At 69.2% G+C, this 24,743-nt stretch carries 24 protein-coding genes; 14 read left to right on the plus strand and 10 right to left on the minus strand.

Annotated features, from left to right (window positions below):
- Nucleotides 1-144: 144 nt before the first annotated feature.
- The gene (locus tag OG718_RS08715) at nt 145-1,050 is read right to left on the minus strand and encodes an AraC family transcriptional regulator (protein WP_328843811.1); all 906 of its coding nucleotides are present in this window, start codon (nt 1,048-1,050) and stop codon (nt 145-147) included.
- A 132-nt stretch (nt 1,051-1,182) separates the two neighbouring features.
- Nucleotides 1,183-1,839, minus strand: a complete 657-nt coding sequence (locus OG718_RS08720; RefSeq protein WP_328847713.1) for a maleylpyruvate isomerase N-terminal domain-containing protein — start codon at nt 1,837-1,839, stop codon at nt 1,183-1,185.
- A 75-nt stretch (nt 1,840-1,914) separates the two neighbouring features.
- On the opposite strand from OG718_RS08720, the gene OG718_RS08725 reads away from it, so the two are divergent.
- The 5 genes from OG718_RS08725 (at nt 1,915) to OG718_RS08745 (ending at nt 7,385) form a co-directional block, all read left to right on the plus strand.
- A complete protein-coding gene (locus OG718_RS08725) occupies nt 1,915-2,457 on the plus strand; it encodes an AAA family ATPase (protein ID WP_328843812.1) in 543 nt (180 codons plus the stop codon).
- Nucleotides 2,458-2,875: 418 nt separating this feature from the next.
- Nucleotides 2,876-3,451, plus strand: a complete 576-nt coding sequence (locus tag OG718_RS08730) for a hypothetical protein (RefSeq protein ID WP_328843813.1) — start codon at nt 2,876-2,878, stop codon at nt 3,449-3,451.
- 119 nt (nt 3,452-3,570) lie between these two features.
- Entirely contained in the window at nt 3,571-5,025 is a 1,455-nt protein-coding gene (gene argG, locus OG718_RS08735) for an argininosuccinate synthase (protein ID WP_143641593.1), read from the plus strand.
- A gap of 296 nt (nt 5,026-5,321) precedes the next feature.
- The gene (locus OG718_RS08740; protein WP_143641592.1) at nt 5,322-5,945 is read left to right on the plus strand and encodes a BlaI/MecI/CopY family transcriptional regulator; all 624 of its coding nucleotides are present in this window, start codon (nt 5,322-5,324) and stop codon (nt 5,943-5,945) included.
- A gap of 498 nt (nt 5,946-6,443) precedes the next feature.
- Complete coding sequence (locus OG718_RS08745) at nt 6,444-7,385, plus strand: TauD/TfdA dioxygenase family protein (RefSeq protein ID WP_328843814.1); 942 nt, start codon at nt 6,444-6,446, stop codon at nt 7,383-7,385.
- A gap of 150 nt (nt 7,386-7,535) precedes the next feature.
- Here the strand turns inward: OG718_RS08745 and OG718_RS08750 are convergent, their stop codons facing one another.
- Both OG718_RS08750 and OG718_RS08755 read right to left on the minus strand, forming a co-directional pair.
- The gene (locus tag OG718_RS08750) at nt 7,536-9,587 is read right to left on the minus strand and encodes an NAD(+) synthase (protein ID WP_328843815.1); all 2,052 of its coding nucleotides are present in this window, start codon (nt 9,585-9,587) and stop codon (nt 7,536-7,538) included.
- Nucleotides 9,588-9,683: 96 nt separating this feature from the next.
- A complete protein-coding gene (locus OG718_RS08755; RefSeq protein WP_143641797.1) occupies nt 9,684-10,121 on the minus strand; it encodes an Lrp/AsnC family transcriptional regulator in 438 nt (145 codons plus the stop codon).
- A 97-nt stretch (nt 10,122-10,218) separates the two neighbouring features.
- Here OG718_RS08755 and OG718_RS08760 point away from each other — a divergent pair, with 97 nt between their 5' ends.
- Nucleotides 10,219-11,136, plus strand: coding sequence for an SMP-30/gluconolactonase/LRE family protein (locus OG718_RS08760; RefSeq protein WP_328843816.1), 918 nt, complete (start codon nt 10,219-10,221; stop codon nt 11,134-11,136).
- Nucleotides 11,137-11,295: 159 nt separating this feature from the next.
- Nucleotides 11,296-12,414, plus strand: coding sequence for a hypothetical protein (locus tag OG718_RS08765; protein ID WP_328843817.1), 1,119 nt, complete (start codon nt 11,296-11,298; stop codon nt 12,412-12,414).
- Between the two features lie 22 nt (nt 12,415-12,436).
- On the opposite strand, the gene OG718_RS08770 is transcribed toward OG718_RS08765, so the two are convergent.
- The gene (locus OG718_RS08770; protein WP_143641587.1) at nt 12,437-13,252 is read right to left on the minus strand and encodes an SAM-dependent methyltransferase; all 816 of its coding nucleotides are present in this window, start codon (nt 13,250-13,252) and stop codon (nt 12,437-12,439) included.
- Nucleotides 13,253-13,402: 150 nt separating this feature from the next.
- Nucleotides 13,403-14,638 carry an NAD(P)/FAD-dependent oxidoreductase gene (locus tag OG718_RS08775; RefSeq protein ID WP_328843818.1) on the minus strand — a complete coding sequence of 412 codons (1,236 nt, stop codon included), beginning with the start codon at nt 14,636-14,638 and terminating at the stop codon, nt 13,403-13,405.
- Nucleotides 14,639-14,811: 173 nt separating this feature from the next.
- Between OG718_RS08775 and OG718_RS08780 the strand changes: the two genes are divergently transcribed.
- On the plus strand, nt 14,812-15,336 hold the full coding sequence (locus OG718_RS08780; RefSeq protein ID WP_143641585.1) for a CGNR zinc finger domain-containing protein: 525 nt from the start codon (nt 14,812-14,814) through the stop codon (nt 15,334-15,336).
- Between the two features lie 86 nt (nt 15,337-15,422).
- Here the strand turns inward: OG718_RS08780 and OG718_RS08785 are convergent, their stop codons facing one another.
- Both OG718_RS08785 and OG718_RS08790 read right to left on the minus strand, forming a co-directional pair.
- Entirely contained in the window at nt 15,423-16,340 is a 918-nt protein-coding gene (locus tag OG718_RS08785; protein ID WP_328843819.1) for an AEC family transporter, read from the minus strand.
- Between the two features lie 140 nt (nt 16,341-16,480).
- On the minus strand, nt 16,481-16,861 hold the full coding sequence (locus OG718_RS08790) for a winged helix-turn-helix transcriptional regulator (protein ID WP_055616014.1): 381 nt from the start codon (nt 16,859-16,861) through the stop codon (nt 16,481-16,483).
- A gap of 136 nt (nt 16,862-16,997) precedes the next feature.
- Here OG718_RS08790 and OG718_RS08795 point away from each other — a divergent pair, with 136 nt between their 5' ends.
- Entirely contained in the window at nt 16,998-17,405 is a 408-nt protein-coding gene (locus OG718_RS08795; RefSeq protein ID WP_143641584.1) for a RidA family protein, read from the plus strand.
- Nucleotides 17,406-17,658: 253 nt separating this feature from the next.
- Complete coding sequence (locus tag OG718_RS08800; RefSeq protein ID WP_143641583.1) at nt 17,659-19,227, plus strand: hypothetical protein; 1,569 nt, start codon at nt 17,659-17,661, stop codon at nt 19,225-19,227.
- Nucleotides 19,228-19,244: 17 nt separating this feature from the next.
- On the opposite strand, the gene OG718_RS08805 is transcribed toward OG718_RS08800, so the two are convergent.
- On the minus strand, nt 19,245-19,877 hold the full coding sequence (locus tag OG718_RS08805) for an NUDIX hydrolase (RefSeq protein ID WP_328843820.1): 633 nt from the start codon (nt 19,875-19,877) through the stop codon (nt 19,245-19,247).
- Nucleotides 19,878-19,936: 59 nt separating this feature from the next.
- Here OG718_RS08805 and OG718_RS08810 point away from each other — a divergent pair, with 59 nt between their 5' ends.
- Nucleotides 19,937-20,305: a metalloregulator ArsR/SmtB family transcription factor gene (locus tag OG718_RS08810; protein WP_143641579.1), complete on the plus strand. Its 369-nt coding sequence runs from the start codon at nt 19,937-19,939 to the stop codon at nt 20,303-20,305.
- The gene (locus tag OG718_RS08815) at nt 20,302-20,808 is read left to right on the plus strand and encodes an SRPBCC family protein (RefSeq protein WP_328843821.1); all 507 of its coding nucleotides are present in this window, start codon (nt 20,302-20,304) and stop codon (nt 20,806-20,808) included. The genes OG718_RS08810 and OG718_RS08815 overlap by 4 nt, the downstream gene beginning before the upstream one ends.
- A gap of 57 nt (nt 20,809-20,865) precedes the next feature.
- Here OG718_RS08815 and OG718_RS08820 read toward each other — a convergent pair whose 3' ends face one another.
- Complete coding sequence (locus tag OG718_RS08820; RefSeq protein WP_223064958.1) at nt 20,866-22,581, minus strand: dihydroxy-acid dehydratase; 1,716 nt, start codon at nt 22,579-22,581, stop codon at nt 20,866-20,868.
- Nucleotides 22,582-22,628: 47 nt separating this feature from the next.
- On the opposite strand from OG718_RS08820, the gene OG718_RS08825 reads away from it, so the two are divergent.
- Together OG718_RS08825 and OG718_RS08830 are read left to right on the plus strand one after the other, a co-directional pair.
- Entirely contained in the window at nt 22,629-23,453 is an 825-nt protein-coding gene (locus tag OG718_RS08825) for an IclR family transcriptional regulator (protein WP_143641577.1), read from the plus strand.
- A 98-nt stretch (nt 23,454-23,551) separates the two neighbouring features.
- The gene (locus OG718_RS08830) at nt 23,552-24,577 is read left to right on the plus strand and encodes a zinc-dependent alcohol dehydrogenase (RefSeq protein ID WP_328843822.1); all 1,026 of its coding nucleotides are present in this window, start codon (nt 23,552-23,554) and stop codon (nt 24,575-24,577) included.
- Nucleotides 24,578-24,743: the final 166 nt, after the last annotated feature.

The raw sequence follows: 24,743 nt of genomic DNA on the forward strand, positions 1-24,743 counted from the left end.
GGATCTATATTTGCCCACTGGGGAATCCGACAGGGAATTCAATGGGGAAATCCGACTCATTCATGGAAGCACTCTGAAACGGGAGGAAAGAAGAACAATTCTCCTGCCTCCTTGCACAATCCTCTTCCGTTGTGTTGCGCCCTGTCAGGGGAGGGCGGCCGCGGGGGTACGTACGGAGCGGCGCAGGCCGGCAGCGTCCTGGCTGGGTGGTGCGCCGAACTGGCGGCGGTACTCCCGGCTGAACTGCGACGGGTTGTCGTAGCCGACGCGCTGACCGACCCCGGTGATGTCGTTGGGGTGGGTGGCCAGCAGCAGTCGGGCCTCCTGCAGCCGGATCTGCTTCTGGAACTGGATCGGGCTCATCGCGGTCACCGTCTGGAAGTTGCGGTAGAAGGCGGAGACGCTCATGCCGGAAAGCTGCGCCACGTCCTCGACCCTGAACGGTTGCGCGTAGTGCTCGCGGATCCATCGCACCGCCCGCGCGATGTGGCTGAGACTGCTGTCGGCCAGGCCCAACTGGCGTACGATGCCGCCTTGTTCGCCGGTGATCAGCCGCCACAGGATCTCGCGCTTCACGAGCGGCGCGAGCACCGCCCGGTCGCGTGGCTCGTCGAGCAGGCGCAACAGCCTGACCACGGCGTCGAGCAGCGGCTCGGGAGCGTCACTGACGGCGATGCCCGGCGGCGCGCTGCCGCCGGAGCGGGGGATGTCTCCCGCCCCCGCCTGCAACAGCAGCTCGGCGACAGCGGACGGCTCCAGCGTGAGCCCGAACCCCAGTGCCGGGTGCTCCGGAGTGGCCTCGGTGAAGTGGCCGGTCACCGGCAGGTCGACCGAGGTGACGAGGTACTGCCCGGCGCCGTACTCGTATACCCGCTCACCCAGCGCCAGGCGTTTCGCGCCCTGGGCGATGACCGCCAGCACCGTGCCGGACATCGACAGGGACGGTGGATCCGAGCGGTCGACCTTCGAGATCAGTACGCCGTCGATGGCGGTGGTCCAGTCCGGCCGCGCGTGCCGGACCAGCAGGGCTCGGAGCTCGTCGAGGTACATGCCTCAATTGCAGCACACGGTCGACCCTGTGCTCCCGAAGCGAAGAGGATTGTGCAAGCGATAGCGAGGATCGCTCTATCGTTTTCGCGGGTCACGACGATTGAATGGAATCAGCGGATTCGTGGAACACGATCAGCCGAGGACGAGCGGGAGTTTCGCGGCCAGTCCGCCCAGTTCGGTGTTCTCCGCGTCGGTCGGGGCACGCCGTCCGGTGCCGACCAGCAGCGCGTCCTTGTCGGAGAACGACGCGGGGAACGCGGACCCGGCGATCTTCTCCAGCATCTCACGGGACCGGGCGAGCCCCTCCGCGGGCGGTTCCGCCGCGCCCTGGAGGTGCGCGACCAGGTCGAGGTGGTGCAGCGTCCACTCAAGGACGTACGCACAGAGGTAGTCGCCCGTGGTGAGGACCTGGTCGCGGGTGCCCACCCGGCGCCCCGGGTCGGCGAGTTCGGCGGCGCGGCCGGCGGCGGAGCCGACGTCGTCCAGGTGGAACTTGAGCAGCCATGGCTCCCCGTAGGCGGCGGCCAGCCGGACGGTCAGCGCGTCGAGCGGGTCGTCCCCGGTCGGTGGCGTTTCGGCGACCTCCCAGTACGTCACCGCGTCGCGGGTCGGTTCCGCTTCGGCGGGCGTCACGAGAGTGATCAGGACGTCCTGAGCGTCGATGACCAGATGGCACACCAGGTCGCGCACGAGCCAGCCGGTACAGCCGGACGGCTGGGCGAAGTCCTCGTCCGGCAGTTCGGCGACCGCCGCGCGCAACGCCGTCCAGGAGCGTGAGAAGAGATGCACCTCGGCAAGGTAGTGCGGTGCCACGACGACGGACAAGCGCATTTGGACGAGGGCGACATCGGTAGGGTGATCCCGATGACGACGGCCTCCTCCTCCGCACAACTGGTCGTGCTGCGCGGCAACAGCGCGAGCGGCAAGAGTTCGGTGGCCGCCGGTCTGCGCGAACGATATGGGCGGGGTCTCGCCCTGGTGAGCCAGGACACCCTCCGCCGCGATGTGCTGCGCGAGCGCGACATCCCCGGCGGCGCGAACATCGGTCTGATCGACCTGACGGTCCGGCACGCCCTGGAACACGGCTTCCACACCGTGCTGGAAGGCATCTTGTCCGTCGCGCACTACGGCGAGATGCTGGCCCGGCTCCTGGCCGACCACCCGAACCGCGCCCACTGCTTCTACCTGGACGTCCCCTTCGAGGAGACCCTCGCCCGGCACGCCACCAAACCGATCGCCCACACGGTCGGCGAAGACCAACTGCGCGACTGGTACCGGCCGCTGGACCTCCTGCCGGGCGACATCGAGACCGTGATTCCCGCAGGCAACTCCCTCACCGAAACCGTGGATCAGGTCATGCACCGTTCCGGCCTGGCCGGACCGGCGGGGACACGGGGCACTCCTTGAGCGCCGGGGCGGATGTGGCGTCGGCGAGGCGCGCGGCGACCCTGGCGCGCCTTTGAGTGCCCCAACTCACAAGGCGCCCGGGCCCCCTCACGGAACAAGCGGGGACGGCCGGCCGTTCATCTGTATGTGGCTGCGGAGGGGACAGTGTCCCCGGGCCTCACCTCAAGCCCATGGGGACGATCGTTCGGCTGAAGCCCCATGGAGCACCCCGCCGAGAGGCGACCGCCCTCCGCACGCCACGACCTACGGCCCCGGCTGGTCTCCCCCGTCCAGTCGGGGCTTTCCCCTGTGTGCGGTGCGCCCCCGCACGGCGGTGACACAGTGACTCGGACGGCACTGTCCGTGGCCGCTGGCGGCTGAGCGGCTGCCGTGACAGGGTCGGCGTGCTCGTGAACAGGTCGTTGGTAAGGGGAAGTTCGTGGACACGCAGATCTGGGACACGCTGGTCGAGTCGATGAAGAACGCGTACACCGCGGGTCTGAGCGAAGGAGCGGTGCCCCGCCCGGTCATCCTGCCGCTGGTGCGCGGCGAACTCGTCGGCCTGATCCGGGTACGCCCGACGAGCGTCGGCAGGGACGCGCAGACCGGCATCGCACAGCTCTCGAACATCGCCGCGGCGGCCGGCGCCGACGAAGTCGTCCTCGTCTGGGAGACCCACGACGTCGCCACCGCCTGTCAGCTGCCGGTCACCGGCCCGGCGCCCTGTCTGAACATGGTGCACGCCACGAAGGACGGCGGCCACGTGCTCCACCAGCTCCCCTACAACGAGCAGCCTTCGCCCCACTCCCCCGAAGACCAGGCGTCGGCCGCACCCCACTGGCTTCCCGCTCCCGAGCCGCAGTCGGGCGGCGAGCTGGTCCCGCCGATCCGGGCCGCTGTCGACTTCTCCTTCACTCCGCTGGAGATGGACCACCCCTCCCCCTTCGGCGTCACCGTCGTCCTGATGGAAGAGGACGGCTACGACATCCGCCTCACGGACACGTTCACTCCCTGACGTCACCGCGGGTAACCCCTGACGGCATCCACGGGCCATCCTGAGCTTTCTCGACCAGCGACAAAGGGCTGCCCCACATCAGCTTTGTATGATCATGCGTCGTGGTGCATACTCTTCCTATGTCTAAGGTCCTCACCTCCCTGCCCACCGGCGAGCGCGTCGGTATCGCCTTCTCGGGCGGACTCGACACCTCGGTCGCGGTCGCCTGGATGCGCGACAAGGGCGCCGTCCCCTGCACGTACACCGCCGACATCGGCCAGTACGACGAGCCCGACATCGCCTCGGTGCCCGGCCGTGCGCAGGCCTACGGTGCGGAGATCGCGCGCCTGGTCGACTGCCGGGCCGCGCTGGTCGAGGAGGGCCTGGCCGCCCTCACCTGTGGCGCGTTCCACATCCGCTCGGGCGGGCGCGCGTACTTCAACACGACCCCTCTCGGCCGCGCCGTCACCGGCACACTGCTGGTGCGGGCGATGCTTGAGGACGACGTACAGATCTGGGGCGACGGCTCGACCTTCAAGGGCAACGACATCGAGCGGTTCTACCGCTACGGCCTGCTCGCCAACCCGCACCTGCGGATCTACAAGCCCTGGCTGGACGCGGACTTCGTGACCGAGCTCGGCGGCCGCAAGGAAATGTCGGAGTGGCTGCTCGCCCACGGCCTGCCCTACCGGGACAGCACGGAGAAGGCGTACTCCACCGACGCCAACATCTGGGGCGCCACCCACGAGGCCAAGACGCTTGAGCACCTGGACACCGGCGTGGAGACCGTCGAACCGATCATGGGCGTGCGGTTCTGGGACCCCGAGGTCGAGATCCTCACCGAGGACGTGACGATCGGCTTCGACCAGGGCCGCCCGGTGACGATCAACGGCAAGGAGTTCGACTCCGCCGTCGACCTGGTCATGGAGGCCAACGCCATCGGCGGCCGGCACGGCCTCGGCATGTCCGACCAGATCGAGAACCGCATCATCGAGGCGAAGAGCCGCGGCATCTACGAGGCGCCCGGCATGGCCCTCCTGCACGCCGCGTACGAGCGTCTCGTCAACGCCATCCACAACGAGGACACCCTGGCCCAGTACTACAACGAGGGCCGGCGCCTCGGCCGGTTGATGTACGAGGGCCGCTGGCTGGACCCGCAGGCACTGATGGTGCGCGAGTCACTGCAGCGCTGGGTCGGCGCGGCCGTCACCGGCGAGGTGACACTGCGGCTGCGGCGCGGCGAGGACTACTCGCTCCTCGACACCACGGGCCCGGCGTTCAGTTACCACCCGGACAAGCTGTCCATGGAGCGTACCGAGGACTCGGCGTTCGGCCCGGTGGACCGGATCGGCCAGCTCACCATGCGCAACCTCGACATCGCCGACTCGCGCGCCAAGCTGGAGCAGTACGCCGTCCTCGGCCTGATCGGCACCGGCAGTCCCGCCATCGGTGCCGATCAGGCGGCCGCGACCGGGCTGATCGGCACCATGCCGGAGATGCCGGAGGGCGGTGCCGAGGCCATCGCCTCCCGCGGCGAGGTCTCCGAGGAGGACGCGCTGCTGGACCGTGCCGCGATGGAGTCCGGCACGGACTGACCGTCCAGGGAGGCGCACCACACCACTTGAAAGGGCCGGCCCGACGCCAACTGCGTCGGGCCGGCCCTTCTCGTTCCCGCGTCTCGTTCACCTTGAAGGTTGAAATTGAGACATCACGTGCTGGAGGTGCTGACGCCACCTGAGTGCACTCTTTCCCAGGCATATGCAGCGCAAGGCAGTTGTGTCCAGGTCGTGGATCCTCGAGACAAGCCTGGACACAGTGAGGATCATGGCGTGGATGATGCGAGTACCATCCGGCGTCAGCACCACACAATGCAGGAGGAGAGGTAGCTGCCATGTCCGAAGTCGAGTCAGCGACCACGGAACTCAAGACGCAGTACGCCGCTCAGGTGGCTGCGGACCTTGAGCGCAACACCAAGGAACAGGAACGTATCGGCGCCGAAGTGGCCGCGCTTCAGGAGCAGTTGAGTGCCCTGGAGCACGACCAGTCCCTGCTGGCGAACCTGCAGCGGACGCTGGGCACCGAGAGCCTGGAACAAGCGGGTTCGAGCGAGAAGGACAGTGTCCCGGCCAAGCCTTCGCTGCCGCGACAGGCCTCGGCCGAGTCCAAGCCGGGCAGGCGCAAGAAGGCAACTGCCTCGAAGCCGAAGAAGGCCGCAGCCAAGACCCCCGAGACGAAGGCGTCCGCACCCGCGGCCAAGCTGCCCACTCTCGTGGAGCTGATCCACAACCACCTCGGACGGCAGTCCGAACCGCGGTCCTCCGCGGAGATCAGCACCGCGCTCGCCCAGGCCCACCCCGACCGCGACATCAAGCCCAAGGTCGTGCGCACCACGGTGGAAGGGCTCGTCGCCAAGGGCCATGTCCAGCGCACCAAGCAGGGCTCGTCCGTCTTCTACACGGCGGCCGAGACATCCGCGGCGGACAACTCCGCGGAGCAGGAGCCGGTCACCGCCTGACCGCCGCCCTGTCGGGTGACACGGCCGGGGTGACACGTCTCACTCCACCGTGGGTGCAGGTGGCACAGCGGCGGCCGGACGCGGCCGCCGCCCGGCGGGCAACACAACATCCCTGGGCCACCACACCATGGCGGTCGACAGGCTGACCCGCGATGCCTTGTTGACAGTACCCAGCGGAACTCACACACTCATCGGTATGACCGGACACTGGTTCGACACGACGGGGCCGCTGCGCGTCCCGGATCGGACCGGGTGCGAGCGCTCAGGCCGCTAGCCGGGCAGCTGCCGAGCCGTTCGCTCGCCGCGCCCCCGCCCTGACAGTGCCGGTCTTCCTTCCTCATGGTCCGGAACGACTCCCACTTCCTCATGGCCTGGACGACTCCCCGGTGCACGTTCGCACCGCGTCGCTGAACTCCTCCGTTCGCGGCAGGCGAGGGCACGCGCACTCAGCAACCCGCCTTCTGCCACCGGAAGTACGCATTCGAGGAGTTGGAAGCCATGACTGTCATGAGCGCCGGGCCGCAGCCCGCACTGCGCGAGGCCCGCGTACCCGAGGGCGGGATGTACGAGGGCGCACGCGTCCTGCGCCGCCTGCCCGAGGGATGGGAGGAGCGCCCGTACGAACACTTCGAGGTCGTGCCGCAAGGGCGCACGATCGGGGCGGAGATACGCGGCCTCAGTCTCGCGCGGCCGTTCGGAGACGCGCTGCGCGAGGAGGTGAACCGGGCACTGCTGGAGTGGAAGGTGCTGTTCTTCCGCGGCCAGCGGCTGACATCCGCGCAGCAGCGTGACTTCGCCCGGCAGTGGGGGGAGTTGGAGACCAACCCCCTGCTCGCCCAGGGCTCCAGCGAGGATGTCGTCCGCTTCGACAAGGGCAGTGGGTCCACGCCGACCTTCGAGAACGTCTGGCATGCCGATGTGACCTTCCGGGAGCGGCCCGCGCTCGGCGCGGTGCTTCAACTGCACGAGGTCCCGCCGCTCGGCGGGGACACCATGTGGGCCGACATGGCCGCCGCCTACGACAACCTGCCGCAGGAGGTGAAGGACCGCGTCGACGGGGCCACCGCCGTGCACGACTTCATCCCCGGCTTCGCCCGCTTCTACCCGCCCGAGCGGCTCGTACCGCTCCAGGACACCTTTCCGCCCGTGGAGCACCCGGTGGTGCGCACCCACCCGGAGACAGGGCGGCGACTGCTCTTCGTCAACACCTCGTTCACCACACGGATCTCCGGCATGGACCGCGAGGAGAGCGACCGGCTGCTGCGCTACCTCACACAGCAGGCCCATGTACCGGAGTACCAGGTGCGGTTCCGGTGGCAGCCGGGCGATGTCGCCTTCTGGGACAACCGCGCGACCCAGCACTACGCGGTGAACGACTACGCGCCGCACCCTCGGGTGGCGGAACGGGTCGCCATCGCGGGCGACCGGCCGTACGCATAGCCTCGCCACCCGGCAACAACGGGCTCGCCCCTCATCCCTCGGACACAGGTTCCTGTCGTGATGCGATGGCCTTGAGCCGGTCCTCGACGGCGACGACATCCGCCCACTGCGGGAACATTCCTAGGCTCTGTCCGCAGTTCCGGGGCCCGGCTACTCCCCTTCCTGTTCCCGCGGCACGTCCCAGCGGGCGAGGTCCCTGAGCCAGACCGCCGCCGTGCTGTCCGAGGGGGCGCGCCAGTCGCCGCGAGGTGAGAGGGAGCCGCCGGCCAGGACCTTCGGCCCGTTCGGCATGGCTGAGCGCTTGAACTGCGCGAACCCGAAGAAGCGGCGGCAGAAGGTCTCCAGCCAGTGCCGGATCTCCGGCAGGTCGTACTCCGTCCGCTTGGCCTCGGGGAATCCCGGCGGCCACACACCGGCGTCCTGGTCGTGCCAGGCGTGCCAGGCGAGAAAGCCGATCTTCGACGGCCGGAAGCCGTGGCGCAGGATGTGGAAGAGGGTGAAGTCGTGCAGCGCGTACGGGCCGATCTTGGACTCGGTGGACTGCAGTTCCTCTCCCGGCACGAGCTCCGGGCTGATCTCCGTGTCGAGGATGGCGGCCAGCGTCTCGTTGGTCTCCTCCTCGAACTGGCCGCTGCTGATGACCCATCGGATCAGGTGCTGGATGAGTGTCTTCGGGACGCCGGAGTTGACGTTGTAGTGACTCATCTGGTCGCCGACGCCATAGGTGCACCAGCCGAGCGCCAACTCGGACAGGTCACCGGTGCCGAGCACGATGCCACCGCGCTGGTTGGCCAGCCGGAACAGGTAGTCGGTGCGCAGCCCTGCCTGCACGTTCTCGAAGGTCACGTCGTACACCGGCTCACCGGAGGAGAACGGGTGCTCGATCTCCTGGAGCATGAGTCGGGCCGTCGGCGTGATGTCCAGTTCGGCGGCGGTGACTCCGAGCGAACGCATCAGCTTGTGCGCGTTGCCCTTGGTGCCCTCGCTGGTCGCGAAACCGGGCAGCGTGAAGGCCAGGATGTCGCTGCGCGGGCGGCCCGCGCGGTCCATGGCCCGGGCGGCGACGATCAGCGCGTGCGTGGAGTCGAGGCCACCCGACACTCCGATGACGACCTTCGGGCCGCCGATGGCCGCCAGTCGCTGCTGCAGACCCGTGACCTGGATGTTGTACGCCTCGTAGCAGTCCTGGGCGAGGCGGCTCGGGTCGGCCGGCACGAACGGGAACCGCTCGACCCGGCGGCGGAGTCCGAGGTCGGTCGCGGGCGGGTCCAGCCGGAACGACACGGACCTGAAGCCGCTGGTGCGTGCGGCGTGGGTGCGGCGGTTGTCGTCGAACGTGCCCATCCGCTGGCGGGCCTGGCGCAGCAGGTCGAGGTCGATGTCGGCCACCGCGTACTGGTCGTCGAGCGGGAACCGGTCGGTCTCGGCGAGCAGTTCCCCGTTCTCGTAGATCATGGTCTGGCCGTCCCAGGACAGGTCGGTGGTCGACTCTCCCAGTCCGGCCGCCGCGTAGACGTAGGCGGCAAGGCAGCGGGCGGACGCGGCGCGGCACAGCAGTCGCCGGTCCTCGGCCCGTCCGACCGTGATGGGGCTGCCCGAGAGGTTGAGGAGGACGGTCGCTCCGGCCAGCGCCGCCTCCGCGCTCGGGGGCACCGGCACCCACATGTCCTCGCAGATCTCCGCGTGCAGCACCAGGCCGGGAACGTCCTCCGCCGCGAAGAGCAGGTCCGTGCCGAACGGCACGGCCGCGCCGCCGACCCGGATCGTCCCGCCCCGCTCGTCGTCGCCCGCGGCGATCTGCCGCCGCTCGTAGAACTCGCGGTAGTTGGGCAGGTAGGACTTGGGCGCGACGCCGAGGATCCGCCCGCGGTGCACCATCACCGCGCAGTTGTAGATCCGGTGGCGATGGCGCAGCGGGGCGCCGACGACGAGCACCGTCAGCAGATCCGCCGAACCGGCGACCACGGTCTGGAGCGCGGCTTCGACCTCGTCGAGCAACGAGTCCTGCAGCAGCAGGTCCTCGATCGAGTAGCCGGACAGGCAGAGTTCGGGGAACACGGCGACGGCGACCCCCTCCTGCGCGCATCGGCGGCCTTGTCGCAGGACCGCCTCCGCGTTGGCGGGCGGGTCGGCGATGGCCGCATGGCCGGTGCACGCGGCGATCCGCGCGAAGCCGTGCTGGTAGATCGACCAGAGATTCACGATTTCGAAGTGCCCTTTCCAACAAGCAGTTTCACGATGGAGCGCCTCCCGGCCCCCGGCTGCCTTCCGGCACCCGACTCCATCGGCCCAGCAACATCAGTCGGCGCGGACCGGCCTTTCGAAGAACGTCTCCAGCACGACCGTAGCCTGCGTCCCGCTCACACCCTCGATCGCGTAGAGCCGCCGCAGGACGTCCTGCAACTGCTCCGTGGAGGCCGTGCGCACCTTGACGAGGACGGAGGCCGTGCCAGCGATGACGTGGGCTTCCTGGATCTCGGGGATGGCGGCGAAGGATTCGGACGCCTCCCCCATCCAGGCCGACGAGTCGACCATGACGAAGGCGAGTACACCCCGCCCGAGGGCGGCCGGGTCGACCTCCACGGTCGTGCGGCGGATGACGCCGCGTTCACGGAGCTTACGTACGCGATCATGTGCCGCGCCGGCCGACAGGCCGACCGCCCTGCCGAGCAACGCATAAGCCTGCCCGGCGTCACGCTGCAGCTCGGCGATCAGTGCCCTGTCGACGTCGTCCACGATCCCGTTGGCCATCCCCATGCCTCCACCATATCTGGTTCGGTCATATTATGATCACAGCGAATGGTGTTCAGATCCGCACGGAGAGAGGTTGGCCATGTCCGGCGAGATACTCAACAATCTGTACGAGGTCCTGGATGAGCGCTTTCGCACCGGGCGGTGCGCGAACGGCGACGCGCGGCTGGAGCGGTTGCACTCCGACTGCCGCTGGGCCGAAGGGCCGCTCTATCTGCCCGCCTGGCGGCAGCTGATCTGGAGCGACATTCCCAACGACCGCCTGCTGCGCTGGGACGAGGCCACAGGCGCGATCGGGGTCTTCAGGTCCCCGGCCGGGCACGTCAACGGCAACACGATCGACCGCGAGGGCCGGCTGGTGAGCTGCGAGCAGGGCAACCGCCGGGTCACCCGCACCGAGCACGACGGTCGCGTCACCGTGCTCGCCGACCGCTTCGAGGGCAAGCGGTTCAACAGCCCGAACGACGCGGTCGTACGCTCCGACGGCTCCGTCTGGTTCACGGACCCGGACTTCGGGATCACCAGTGACTACGAGGGGTTCCGCGCCGAGAGCGAGCTCGGCACCTGCGACGTCTATCGCATCGACCCCGTGACCGGCGGGATCCAACGGGTCGCGGACGGTTTCGGCGGACCGAACGGACTGGTCTTCTCACCGGACGAAAGGCAGTTGTACGTCGCCGACACGAGGGCCGGACAGATCCGCGTCTTCGACGTGCACGAGGATCGCACCCTCTCGGACGGCAAGGTTTTCGCCCAGCACACCGAGGGCGGCTTCGACAACATCCGCTTCGACGACGAAGGGCGGCTGTGGGCCGCCGCGTTCGACGAGGGCGTGCACTGCTACGACCCCGACGGCACTCTCATCGGACGACTGCTCGTGCCCGAGCCGGTCTCCAACATCGCCTTCGGCGGCCCGAAGAACAACCGGCTCTTCATCACGGCCACGACCTCGCTCTACTCGCTCATGATGTCCGTGACGGGCCTGCCCCGGGTGCGGTGAGAACCGTACGACTTCCTGGCACACCCGCTCCAGGGCGTCGGCCGGGGTGTTTCGGCCGATTCTCGACGGCCCGCGAGATGCTCACTTCCGTGCATTGACCTCTTCGGCGTACTGCCCAACGGTGGATCCTCCCTACTCGGCACAAGAAGGGAAGTTCCCGTGCGAAGACGGCACTTCGTCAGTGGATTGATCGGCACCACGGCAGGGTTCGGGCTGACCACGGCGGCCGGACCGTTCGCGGCCGCCCGCAGCGCCACCGGCGCGTTTCCCCCGGGCTGGCAGCCCGTACCCGTGCCGAACGGGCAGGAGGCCGCGCAGCTCCTGGACGTGGCGGCCGCGGGGCCCGGGCTCGCGTGGGCCGTGGGCGAGGAGGGCCGGAACGGATCCACGCGGGGCAGGCCCCTGGCGATGGCCTGGGACGGTACGGCGTGGACGCGGACCGGCCTGGACCATCTGGGGTTCGCCGGACAACTGCACTCCGTCGCCGGCAGCTCCCCCGACGCGGCGTGGGCCGTCGGCACCGACACCTCCGGCCGCGGACACCTTCTCGCCTGGGACGGCGTCACCTGGCGGGAGGTGGCGTACCCGGGGCGGGAGGACACCGGGACCGAACTCACCGGCCTGACGGTCGCCCCCGACGGGCGGGCCTGGGTCTCCGGCCGCAACAGTGACGGGCAGGGGCTGCTGCACTGGAACAAGCGGGAGTGGCGCTGGTGCGCGCCGCTGCCGGGCACGGTGACCGAGGCGCCGTCAGGCGTCCATCGCACACCGGGTGGCGAGATATGGGTGTACGGAACCGGTGTCGTCGCTCGCTGGGACGGAGCGTGGACCGAACTGCCGCCGCCCACAGGGATCCGCTTCGGTGTCACCGGGCTTCTCCCCTGCGCGGACAACGACGTCTGGCTCACCGGCTGGGACTACGGAGTCGGCGGACCGCCCGGAAAGCCCCCGAGCTGCGTCCTGCGGCACTGGGACGGCACCGCTTGGAGCCACGTCACCCCACCGTTCACCGTCGGCCTGCTCAGCGGCATCACCGGCGACGAGCAGGGGCGGCCGGACCGTATCGCAGGATGGGACTTCTGGGACCAGACACGGGCGCACTATCTGCGCTGGGACGGCACGGCCTGGGCGAGCGAACGCGGACCGCTCGCGACGACACCGGTCCTGCTCAACGCACTCGCCCGGATCCCCGGCACCGGCGAGTACTGGTCCGTCGGCACGACCTCCTCGTCCCCCAGTCCGCCCGCCCAGGCGCGCATGGAGCACTTCGGCCCCTGAGGCACTCCCGTACGGCCGACGGTCACGGCTTGCGGGCGAGGCCTCCGTGCTCGCCGACGGGTTCGGGGGTGGCGGAGGCGGGGTCCGGACGCCAGAGGGGGACCGAGACGACCCCGGGCTCCATGAGGTCCAGGCCGTCGAAGTACGCCGTGATCTCGTCGACGGTACGCAGGTTGTACGGGACGGCGCCGCTTTCGTTGTAGGCGTCCTGGGCCTGCTCGAAGACCGGGTCGATGCCGCGTGAACCGTCGTTGATGGAGAGGTGGCTGCCGGAAGGCAGCGCGTCCATGAGGCGGGTGACGATGGAGCGCGCCTGGTCGTGGTCGGCGACGTGGCCCAGGATGTTGCTGAGGACGAGGGCGGTGGGGCGGGTGAAGTCCAGCGTCCCGGCGGCGGCCGCCAGGATCCGGTCCGGGTCCAGCACGTCGGCGTCGACGAAGGCGGTCGCCCCCTCCGGGGTGGAGTGGAGCAGATCGCGGGCGTGGGCGATGACCAGCGGGTCGTTGTCGACGTAGACGATCCTGGACTCCGGCGCGAGGCGCTGGGCGACCTCATGGGTGTTGTCAGCGGTCGGCAGACCGGTTCCGACGTCCAGGAACTGCCGGATGCCCGCCTCGGCGACCAGGTACGTGATGTTGCGGCGCAGGAAGGCGCGGCTGCTGCGGGCGATGGTCACGATGCCGGGGAAGACGGCGGTGTAGGCGTCGCCGGCCTCCTTGTCCACGGGGTAGTTGTCCTTGCCACCCAGCCAGTAGTTCCAGATCCGCGCCGAGTGCGGCACCGAAGTGTCGATCTCCTGATGCGCCGCGGGTCCGGGTGTTGTCACGTGGTCGGTCATGAGTGCAGCCCGTCTCTCGGCCGAGGCATGGATGGTTCAACGCACAACGTACGTCCCAACTGGCCTGGTGCGTACATCAGTTCACGCATCCCACAGGTTCGAGCAGTGAGTTCTCGGAGTGGCCGGACAGGGTGCGGAACACCCGAACCTCTAGGCAAGGCCTTTGAGCATGCCGTGCCAGTACAGGGCAGGCAGGCCGTAGCGCTTGAGCAGCCACATGTCCCGGCGTTCCTTGGTGGTGTCCACCAAGGGGATGCTGGGAGTTGGGCGCTGGTCGTAGTCGAACTCGGCGAGCAGCATCCTGTCGCGTGCCGTGACCAACGGGCAGGAGGTGTAACCGTCGTAGCGCCGCAGTTCAGGCCGCTCGCTCTTGGGTTGGGCCTCGGCCAGCAGGTTTGCGACCACGACGGGGGCCTGCCTGCGGACGGCGGCGCCGGTCTTGGAGGTGGGCAGGTTCGCGACGTCACCCAGGGCGAAGACATTGCGGTGGCGAGGGTGTTGGAGGGTGTACTTGTCGACCTCCACATAGCCGTACGGACTCGCGGGGTCGGCGAGCGGGCTGCTCTTGACCCAGTCGGGGGCACTTTGCGGTGGGACGGCGTGGAGCAGATCGAAGCCGAGGGTCTCCTCGTCGCCCGTGGAGTGGTCGGTCACGGTCAGCCGGCGGGCGGCGCCATCAACAGCCGTCATCTCCGAGCTCAGCCGCACCTCGATGCCATAGCGGCCGGCGACCCGCTCCAGGGCCCGGCGCCAGACCGGTACACCGAACATGGAGTCCGCGGGCAGGACGAGGACCACTCGGATACGGTCCAGAACTCCTTGCCTGCGCCAGTGGTCGGCGGCCAGGTAGGCGATCTTCTGCGGGGCGCCGCCGCACTTGACGGGGCCGGTCGGCTGGGTGAAGACCGCGGTGCCCGAGCGCAGGCCACGAATCAGTTCCCAGGTGTACGGGGCATGCTCGAAGGAGTAGTTGCTGGAGACGGCCCCGTGTCCGACAGCTGTGTCCAGGCCGGGGACCGCGTCCCAGTCCAGCTGGAGACCGGGTGCCATCACCAGGTGGTCGTACCCGATGGTGCGGCGCCCAGTGGTGGTGACCGTACGTGCCTCGGGGTCGACGGATGCGGCGGCCTCGCGGATCCAGCACACCCGCGTCGGCATCACGGAGGCTTCGGGGCGGCGGGTGATGTCCAGCGGGGCCTGACCGCCGCCGACGAGGGTCCACAGCGGCTGGTACCAGTGGGTGCTCTCCGGTTCGACCACCGCGACGTCGGTGACCCCGGCTCGGCGCAAGCGGGCAGCGACCGTGATCCCGGCGGTTCCGCCTCCGACGATCAGTACCCGGTGGCGCCTCCGGGCGGAACGGCGGGTGGAGGACGTGAATGGCATGAAGGACTCCTCACGATCTTCACGCGATACCCCCGTAGGTATTTTCGAGAATAGGCGACACCGGCTGACGGCGCCAATGTCGGACCGCCAAATTGCCGGACAGGCAAGGCAGTTGACGAATTCGAGCACCCACCGTTACGACTCCGGCGCAGGGCATGTGCTGTAATGGTTGAGTGCAGTTTGAGCATGACAACATGGTCGGCGTCCATCTGGCCGTGGCCCTGGTGAATCTCGAATCGAGCGGCTCGTGGATGCCCGAGGTGCTGGAGCGGACGCTGCGGGAGCATCAGATCCGGCGTCCGCGGGTGACTGCTGCCGCCGGTGAAGAGATCCGGGAGTGGTCGCGGCGGATGAGGCCCGCCTTCGAGGCGTCTTCGCAGACCGGGCTGTGCCAGACCATCAACGCGCTGCTCGCGGACGGAGCAGGAAGTGTGTACCTGACCACGCACGACGCCTTGCGACCGCATCTGCACTTCGCTCCGGAGGGCCAGGACCTCCAGAGCCGCGTGAAGGCCGTGACTGCGGGAGGTCTGGCCATCTTCACCATGGAGGCCGAGGGGGAACGGCTGGGCGTATGCGCGCTCGACTCCTGCGGGACCGTCTTCGTGGACACCAGCCGCAACGGCCGCCGCGCCTACTGTCGCGCGCGCTGTGCCAACACTGACGCTGTCCGGCGCCATCGCATGAAACAGGGCTAGCGCGCCCAGCGGGCACGGATTGCCTTCCCGACAGGAAGTGGTGCGCAGTTCGGCAGCTGCCTCTCCCCCTCCAACCGGGGTTGGCCCTATGCCGGGACCAGTGCCACGACGAGCGGAACGGCGGCGATTCCCAGGAGTGTCTGCGTCGCGGTGATCCCGGCCATCAGCGGTGCGTCGCCGCCCAGTTGCCTGGCCATGATGTACGACGACGATGCCGTGGGCAGGGCCTGGAAGAGTACGGCGATGATCAGCGCGTGGGAGCCCAGGCCGACCAGTTGAGCCGCCAGGAACGTGGCGGCCGGCATGAGTGCGAACTTGGCGGACGAGGACGCGAGGATGGGTGCTGTCCACGACCGTGCGGCACCGAAGCGCAGCGCGGCACCGATGCAGAGCAGACCCAGCGGCATAGAGGCGGCACCCAGCGCCTGGATGGCCAGTGCGATGCCCGGCGGCAGGTGCAGGTCGAGGGCCTGGAGGAGGATGCCTCCCGCGCAGGCGAGGATGAGCGGGTTGGTCACCAGCTGCCTGACAACGCCCGAGAAGCTGAGCCGCGCACTGCCGAACCGTGCGAAGACCAGCACGCACAGCACGTTGACCGTGGGCACGATCGCCGCGTTGCAGACCGCGGCGAAGGCAATGCCTTTGGTGCCGAACAGGCCGCCCGCGATCGTCACGCCGATGTAGTTGTTGAACCGGATGCTGCCCTGGAAGACCGAGGTGAAGGCGTCGTCCTTCAGTCGCAGCATGGGCTTGCACGCGATGACCAGCACGGCCACGGCCACCGTGGAGGCGATCAGAACGCCCGCCAGGGCACGTACCGGCAGATCGTCGGTGTCGGCGGTCGCCAGGCTGTACAGGAACAGTGCGGGCAGCAGGACGCGGTAGCTCAGCCGCTCGGCGTCCGACCAGAAAGTCTCGGCTGTGATCATCGTCCGCTTGAGCGCGTAGCCCAGCGCGATGAGCAGGACGACCGGAACGAGCGCCTTGATGGTCAGTGCGATCACGCCGGCGCCCCGTCCGGAGTGGCGACGCCGGCAGGGAATTCAGGGGCCTGGGTACTGGGACTCGTACGGCGCATACCGACAGGCTGATGTAACACCGCGAGGCATGACAACCATTACAGAACGCCCGCAAGTCCCCCTTGTCAGCCGTCGAAGCTGCGGCGGGAGGCCTCGATGTGGCCGAAGTAGCGGTGGGTCCAGTCGCACATTCCGTCCACCGTCGCCCGTAGCCCCTGGCCCGGCTCGGTGAGGGTGTACTCGACCCGCGGCGGCACGGTGGGGTGCACCTTCCGGTCGACCAGACCGTTGCGCTCCAGCATGCGCAGATTCTGCGTGAGCATCTTGTGGCTGATGCCCTCGACCTCGTCCCGCAGTTCACTGAAGCGCAGGGTGCGCTCACCGAGGGACTCGATGATCAGGAGCGCCCACTTGTTGGCGACGTCCGAGAAGATCTCCCGCGCCAAGGAGTCCGCGCGCGTCAGGTCCGCTTCGTCGGGCGAGTCGCTGAACTGCTTGGTCACCATGAGGTTCCCCAGTCACTGAAAAGTGCGTTCTTCCATGTCAGCGCACACTCTCCTACGGTTTCCCAGTAACCACAAGAGAGCACGAGCACCGTGGTTCGACGGAAACGAGCCCCGGGCTCTATGACAAGGAGTCAGCATGGCCATCACTCTGGTGAACCCCGAAGGACTGGCGAAGGTCGACCTCTACCGTCAGGTGTCGGTCGCCACCGGGTCGAGGCTGGTCTTCCTCGCGGGGCAGGTCGCCTGGGACGCCGATGGGGTCACGGTCGGCGAAGGTGACCTCGCCGCACAGGTCGAGCAGTGCTACCTCAACGTCGGCACCGCCCTGGCCGAGGTCGGCGCCTCCTTCGACGACGTGGTGAAGCTGACCGTCTACCTCGTCGACTGGACCCCGGACAAGATGCCCCTGTTCATGGAGGGGGCCGCACGGGCAGCCGCGAAGCTGGGGGTCACACCGGCCCCACCGCTCACAGGGGTTGGCGTCGCCGCCCTGGCCGCGCCCGACCTCCTGGTCGAGGTGGAGGCCACCGCGATCATCGACTGAACAGGCGTCTCCGCCTGGAGCTTGTTCTCGACCCGTGGCCTGTTCTTGACCGCGGGCCTCGAACCGCGTGCTCTGAAGGGGCGGGGCGGCCGGATTCGAACCGACGTCCTCCGAGATGATGTCGCGGCGCACTACCTCTGTGCTACGACCCCGCCTTGGTCGTGATCGTAGGCCCCGACTGCAAGGGCCAGCCACCCTGTTTCGGCTCCACGGACGGCAGGTCACATGGGAGGCGGTGCGGGATACTGCGGCAATGTTCGGGATACGGGACCGTCGGCGCGAGGTCGTCGTGCGGTGTGTGGTGGCCGTTGCCCTGACCCTGATGACCGCTCTCACGGGCATGGGCCGGGCGACGGCGGCGGAGAGGGGTCCGCGCGACGTCACACAGGAGTATTTCTACGTACCGCTGCATTCGCAGGAGCCGTACACCTCCGATGTGCTCGGCCTTGAGTTCGCGTACGACGGGCCACCGCGGAATGCCGAACTGACCGTGGACGCGGCGGGGATCGACGGCGTCGCGGTCGTCGTGTCGGGGGCCGATGGCTGCAGGCCGAGAATGCCGTCCTTCACCTGTTCCAAGCAGTTGCACCCCGACTCCGAGGGCTGGAACATGCAGGAGCTGAAGCTCCGCCCCGCAGCCGGGGCCCGTGCCGGGGACTCCGGCCTCCTGAGCTACACCCTCAAGCCGGAGGGCCTGCCCGCCGTCCGAGGCAGCCTGAAGGTCATCGCCGGGCGGCCCGAACTGCGGGTGAACGAGAGTCCCGCGCTCAGGACGACCGCTGTCGGTGAGACCTTCGGCGTGCCCATCGTCATCCGCAACACCGGCGATGTTCCTGCCCGCGGCGTCGTCCTGCTCATCGAAGGCAACGCAGATCTGTCAGCGGTCACCCGGCACAGCAACTGCCGCTACGCCAAGGACGCCGACACCATCCAGTGCCTCCTTCCCGACGCCGTCATAGCTCCCGGCGAGACGATGCGGGTGAATCCGGTGCCGCGGGTCAGGCCGAGCCGTGCCGCGCTGGCGGAGCGACTGTCCTACGGGGCGTGGTCCTTCCATTCCTCCGGACGGCACCCGGGCCCACCGTGCTGCGTGGACGCCCCCGCCTCCGGCCTCACACCGGGGCAGGGGACACCCGTTTCCCTCACCCCGGACCCGACCGGCGGCAGAGGGACGAAGTTCACCACCACCCCTGAGCCGACGGAGGTGAGAGTGCCGGTGCGGAACACCGCCGACATCGAGGCGATCGGCGCGGCGCTGCGCGGCAATGCCGGCACGACCCACCGTATCCGCATCGGCTACCGCAACAACGGCCCCGCCGAGACGGGCGAGATCCGGACCGTGTTCATCGCACCGCCCGGCACCGAGGTGATCCGGGCGCCTTACGACCCCGAGGCCGAGGAGGAGATGGCCGACCAGGTCTGCCGGACGAAGAATCGCGGCCGCAGCTACACCTGCAGCCAGTACAGCGAGGTCGGCCAGAAGGTCTTCTACGAGTTCACCTTGCGCACCACCAGCGACGACACCCGTTCCGGCTGTGTGTCCGTCTCGGCCTGGACCGACGAATCAGCGCCGGGCGGCACCCGGGTCAGGGACACCGAACGCAGCAACGACACGGCACCCGTCCAGGTGGCCGAGAACGGCACGATCTCCTGCGCTCTGCCCGAGGACAACGGCGGCGTTGGCGGCTGGGCCGTCGGCACCGGAATCGCGGCCCTCGCCGGCTCGGCGTTGCTCGTCGCCGGACACCGACGCAGGAAGGCGTCGCGAGCGGGTCGGACACCAACGCGCTGGTGGCTGACGCGCTTTGAACGTGAGCTGTGACCGGACGGAGAGGGCCCTCACCCTGGCTGCGCGGCCATGAGCTTGCGGGTGAACCTGTGCATGTGCGGGTCGAGGGTGTCCACGGGTTCGGCGAGGACCTGTGACAGCGACAGCCACTTGATCGCCGAGAACTCATCCTCGTCGAAGGTGACGATGCTGCCGACGTCCGCCTGCAGGACATACCAGAGCGACACGTCGGTGTGCCGGCCCTGCCCGCGCGTTTGCGTGATGGTCAGGAAGAACGGCTCGCTGCCGGAGACCCCCGACGGGACGGCCTCGATGCACAGCTCCTCGCCGCACTCACGCACCACTGTGTCCCACGGGTCCTCCCTCGGCTCGACGTGACCGCCACTGGGAAGCCACAGACCGGCCTTCCGGTGGGCGACCAGCAGAAGTTCGCCGCGCTTCTCGTCCAGGACCACGAAGTAGCTGACCAGATGAACCTCCGGCACATCGGGTTTCCGTACCCGATAGAGCGGAGCTCCGCCGGCGATCCACTCCACTGCCTCGGCAAGATGCGCACGCTCCTGCTCGTCCCAGGGCCGAACACCCTCCAGCAGGCTCGTCAGCCGCACACGAAGAAGCTGGTCACGCTCGTCTGAAGCCTCGGTCGTATTCACCGTGTTCATGATGCCAAGTGGCTGTGACATCCCGGCGTTCCTCCGGAGCGGTCCGCATGAACCCGTAACCAATGGGTTACGCTTCTGGGATGGACGACGTGGCCCACGCGATAGCGGATCCCGTGCGCAGGGAGATCCTTCTCATGCTGCGTGGGGCCACGCTCACGGTGGGGGAGATTGCGCGTTGCTTCACCATCAGTCGGCCGGCGGTCAGTCGTCATCTGCGGGTGTTGCGGGAGTGCGGGCTGGTTCGGGACGAGTTGGTGGGGAGGCGGCGGATGTACAGGCTCGATGCGGCGCCCCTGGCGGAGGTCGCCGAGTGGGTCGCTGTGATTCGCGCGCCGGGCGGCTGGGACCAGCGGCTGGATGCCCTTGAGACAGAGGTTCGTCGCACCCGGCGTGAGAGGTCCACGCGTCACACGGCAGCACACGGAGAACGTACGGAGGACACCGCATGAAACCACTGCCCAGCGGCCGGCTCATGTCCACCGCCGACGGCAACGACCTGATCCTTACCCGTATCTTCCGGGCACCCATCGATGACGTCTGGGCGAGCGTCACCGAACCGGAGCGCACGGCACGGTGGTTCGGTCCCTGGGAAGGGGACGCGGCGCCGGGTCGTACCGTCCGGGTCCGGATGGCGTTCGAAGAAGGCGAGGCGTGGACCGAGGTGCGCATCGACGCGTGCGAACCGCCGCGGCGCCTCGCCGTCTCCACGTCCGACGAAGCGGGCGACTGGCGCATGGAACTGCGGCTGTCCGAGTCGGCCGGGACGACGGAGCTCCAGTTCGTCCATCACCTCACGACCACGAAGGGAATCGGCGAGATCGGACCGGGCTGGGAGTACTACCTCGACATGCTCGTCGCCTCGCGCGAAGGCACTCCGGCGCCGAGCTTCGACGACTACTACCCCGCCCAGCAGGCCTACTTCGAGTCGCTGGCAGATCAACGGCCTTCGTGAGGGTTCGGAGGTTCTCGGCTGTCAGTGGGGCGCTCTGCCGCCGGAGGCGGACGGGAGTCAGTGCGATTCACGGCTCACCTCCGAGCCGCTGGAACCGACGAGGAAGTCCAGGTCGGCGCCGGTGTCGGCCTGCAGGACGTGGTCGACGTAGAGGCGTTCCCAGCCGCGCCGGGGGCTCGCGAAACCCGTGACGGTGGCCTTGGTGGGGGTCCTGCGGGCCAGTTCGTCGGCCGATACGTCGAGGTCGATGCGGCGGGCCGGGACGTCGAGGCTGATGTGGTCCCCCGTACGCGCGAGGGCGAGGGGGCCGCCGGCCGCGGCCTCCGGGGCCACGTGCAGGACGACGGTGCCGTACGCTGTGCCGCTCATGCGGCCGTCGCAGACGCGGACCATGTCGCGGACACCCTGTTCGAGGAGCTTCTTCGGGAGCGGCATGTTGGCGACCTCGGGCATGCCCGGGTAGCCCTTGGGGCCGCAGCCGCGCAGCACGAGGACCGAGTCGGCGTCGACGTCGAGATCGGGGTCGTCGATGCGGGCGTGGAAGTCCTCGATCGAGTCGAAGACGACCGCCCGGCCGCGATGGCGCAGCAGGTGGGCGGAGGCCGCGGCGGGTTTGATGAGCGCGCCGTCCGGGGCGAGGTTGCCGCGGAGCACGGCGATGCCGCCCTCGGCGACCAGTGGCTCGGCGCGGGTGCGGATGACCTCGCCGTCCCAGATCGGCGCGTCGTCGAGATGGCCGACCAGCGGTTCGCCGGTGACCGTGAGCGCGTCCGGGTCGAGCAGGTCGCGTACCTCGCGCAGGACGGCGGACAGGCCTCCGGCGCGGTGGAAGTCCTCCATGAGGAAGCGCCCGGCCGGCTGGAGGTCGACCAGGACCGGCACCCGGGAGCCGATGCGGTCGAAGTCGTCGAGGGACAGGTCGATTCCCAACCGCCCCGCGATCGCCAGGAGATGGACGACCGCGTTGGTCGAACCGCCGATCGCGGCCAGCGCGACGATCGCGTTGTGGAACGACGCCTTAGTCAGGAAGGTCCCCGGCCGCCGGTCGACGGCGACCATGTCCACCACCAGCCGGCCGGTGCCGTGCGCGGCCTCCAGCAGTCGGCTGTCGGGGGCGGGGGTGCCGGCGACACCGGGCACGACCGTACCGAGGGCCTCCGCCACCAACGCCATGGTGGAGGCGGTGCCCATGGTGTTGCAGTGCCCGCGGCTGCGGATCATCGCCGACTCGGAGCGGGTGAACTGCTCCTGGGAGAGCGTGCCGGCCCGTACCTCCTCCGACAGCCGCCACACGTCCGTGCCGCACCCCAGCGGCGTACCGCGGAAGGTGCCGGTCAGCATCGGGCCACCGGGCACGACGACGGCGGGCAGGTCCACCGAGGCTGCGGCCATCAGCAGCGACGGGATCGTCTTATCGCAGCCTCCCAACAGGACGACGCCGTCGATGGGGTTGGCCCGCAGCATCTCCTCCGTGGCCATCGCCGCCATGTTGCGCCAGAGCATCGCCGTGGGTCGCACCTGTGTCTCGCCGAGCGACACCACGGGCAGGTCGAGCGGAATGCCGCCCGCCTCGTAGATCCCGTTGCGGACCGAGGCCGCCACCTCGTTCAGGTGCGCGTTGCAGGGAGTCAGGTCCGAGGCGGTGTTGGCGATGGCGATCTGCGGGCGGCCGGCGAAGGCGTCCGCCGGCACACCACGGCGCATCCACGCCCGGTGGATGTACGCGTTGCGGTCCTGGCCCGCGTACCACTGGGCGCTGCGGAGCGTCACCATTGAGCTCCTTCCAATAATCGACACAGGGGTCTAATCTTTGGAACGCCATGAAGCATACGCAGACGTTCGAAGGATCGACAGACCTCGGCGCGGACGGCTCAACAGGCGCAGACAGCAGCCGACTTGTGGGATCGGACCGGGTGCTCGCCGTCCTCAAGGAACTCGCCCGGTACCCCGACGGGGTGGGACTTGAGGAGCTGACCCGGGTGATCGGCAGCCCCAAGCCGACCGTGCACCGGGCACTCGGTGCCCTGCGCCGGGCCGGTCTGGCCGACCAGGACGCCCGCGGCCGCTATGTGCTCGGCGACGAGTTCCTCCGGATGGCCTTCGCCCACCACGAGGCCCGCCCCGAGCACGTACGTATCCGTCCCGCACTCGAAGCGCTCGCCCACCGGTTCGGCGAGACCTCGCACTACGCGGTCCTCGACGGCCGCGAGGTCGTCTACCGCGCGAAGGTCGACCCGCCCGCCGGAGCGGTCCGGCTGACCTCGACGGTGGGCGGCCGCAACCCCGCGCACACCACCGCCGTCGGAAAGCTGCTGCTCGCCCACCAGTTGGCCACGCTCGACGACGTCGAGGCGTGGTTCGGCTCGACGCCCCTGGTACGCCGCACACCGCGGACCCTGTGCACGGCCGCCGCCCTGCACAGCGACCTGCGGATCACACGCGAGCGCGGCTACGGCCTCGACGACCAGGAGAACGAGACCGGAGTCAACTGCCTCTCCCTGCCTGTCTACGCGACCTCGCCGACGGCCCCCTCCGGCGCTCTGAGCGTCAGCGCACTGGCGTACCGGACGCCCTTAAAGACCCTGGTCGGCGCCCTCGACGAGATCCGTGCCGCACTCGGGCCTCTGGGAGAGCCGCACCGGTGACCACCGCCCGACGGGGCCCCGCTGTCCGAGCCGCCCCGGTCATCGCCCCTCGCTCCTCCCCCCTTCCCCTCGCCCGCCCAGCACTGGAGGCTGACCTCATGCACCTCATGCGTGCCTTCGTGCTGACCGGCCCCGGGAAGTACGCGGTCCAAGACGCGCCGGCGCCGGTGGCCGTGCCCGGCGAGGTCGTCGTCGATGTCGAGCGGGTCGGCGTGTGCGGCACCGACGTCGAGTTCTTCACCGGCGCGATGGCCTACCTCCACCAGGGTCACTCCACCTACCCGACGCGGATCGGCCACGAATGGGCCGGTCGCGTGGCCGCGGTCGGCGACGGCGTCGATCCCGCCTGGATCGGCAGGCGGGTCATGGGCGACACCATGCTCGGCTGCGGCCTCTGCCGCCGTTGCCTCCGGGGTCACCAGCACGTGTGCGAGCAACGGCAGGAGGTCGGCATACGCGGGCAGCGGCCGGGCGCTCTGGCGGAGCAACTCGCGGTACCGGCCTCCTCGTTGCACGCTCTGCCCGACTCCGTGGGCCCCGTGCTCGGCGCCCTGGTGGAGCCGGGCGGCAACGCCTTGCGCGCCGCGGAGGCCGCCGCACTGCGGCCCGGCGACCGGGCGCTGGTGCTGGGCCCGGGGACCATTGGGCTGCTGGTCGCGATGTTCGCCCGGGCCGCCGGTGCGGAGGTGCATCTGATGGGCCGCACCGAAGAGTCACTCGCCTTCGCCGACACCCTGGGCTTCGCGGACGTATGGACGGAGGACTCCGTCCCGGACCTGCCCTTCGACGCGGTGATCGACGCCTCCAACGCCGTCCATCTGCCGGGCCTGGCCCTGGAGTTGGTCGAGCCGGCCGGCCGCGTCGTGTACGTGGGACTGGCCGGTGAGCCGAGCCGGATCGACACCCGCACCCTGGCCCTCAAGGACGTCACGGCGGTCGGCATCCTGTCCGCCTCCCCCGGCCTCGACGCCACCATCCGCGCCTACGCCGACGGATCCGTCGACCCCAGTCCTCTCGTCGCCGCGACCATCGGCCTGGATCAGGTCGGTGACGTCCTGGCCGGCACCCGCCCGGCCCACGCCGGTCCTGGCCCAAAGATCCACGTCGATCCCCGAGTGACCTGAGCAGGACCAGGCCCACGGTGACGAGGACACGGCCCCCGGTGACGCGGGGCGTCGGAAGGGGCTTCGAGGCGTTCGTGCGCCCTTCGCGCCGGTGGGAGGGGGCACTCGACCGGCGTGGAAGTGCGTGCTCGCCGAGTGGCTGCTTCGAGCCGTGGAGTGGCGTCGT

It is taken from the genome of Streptomyces sp. NBC_00258 (assembly GCF_036182465.1).
GTDB lineage: Bacteria > Actinomycetota > Actinomycetes > Streptomycetales > Streptomycetaceae > Streptomyces.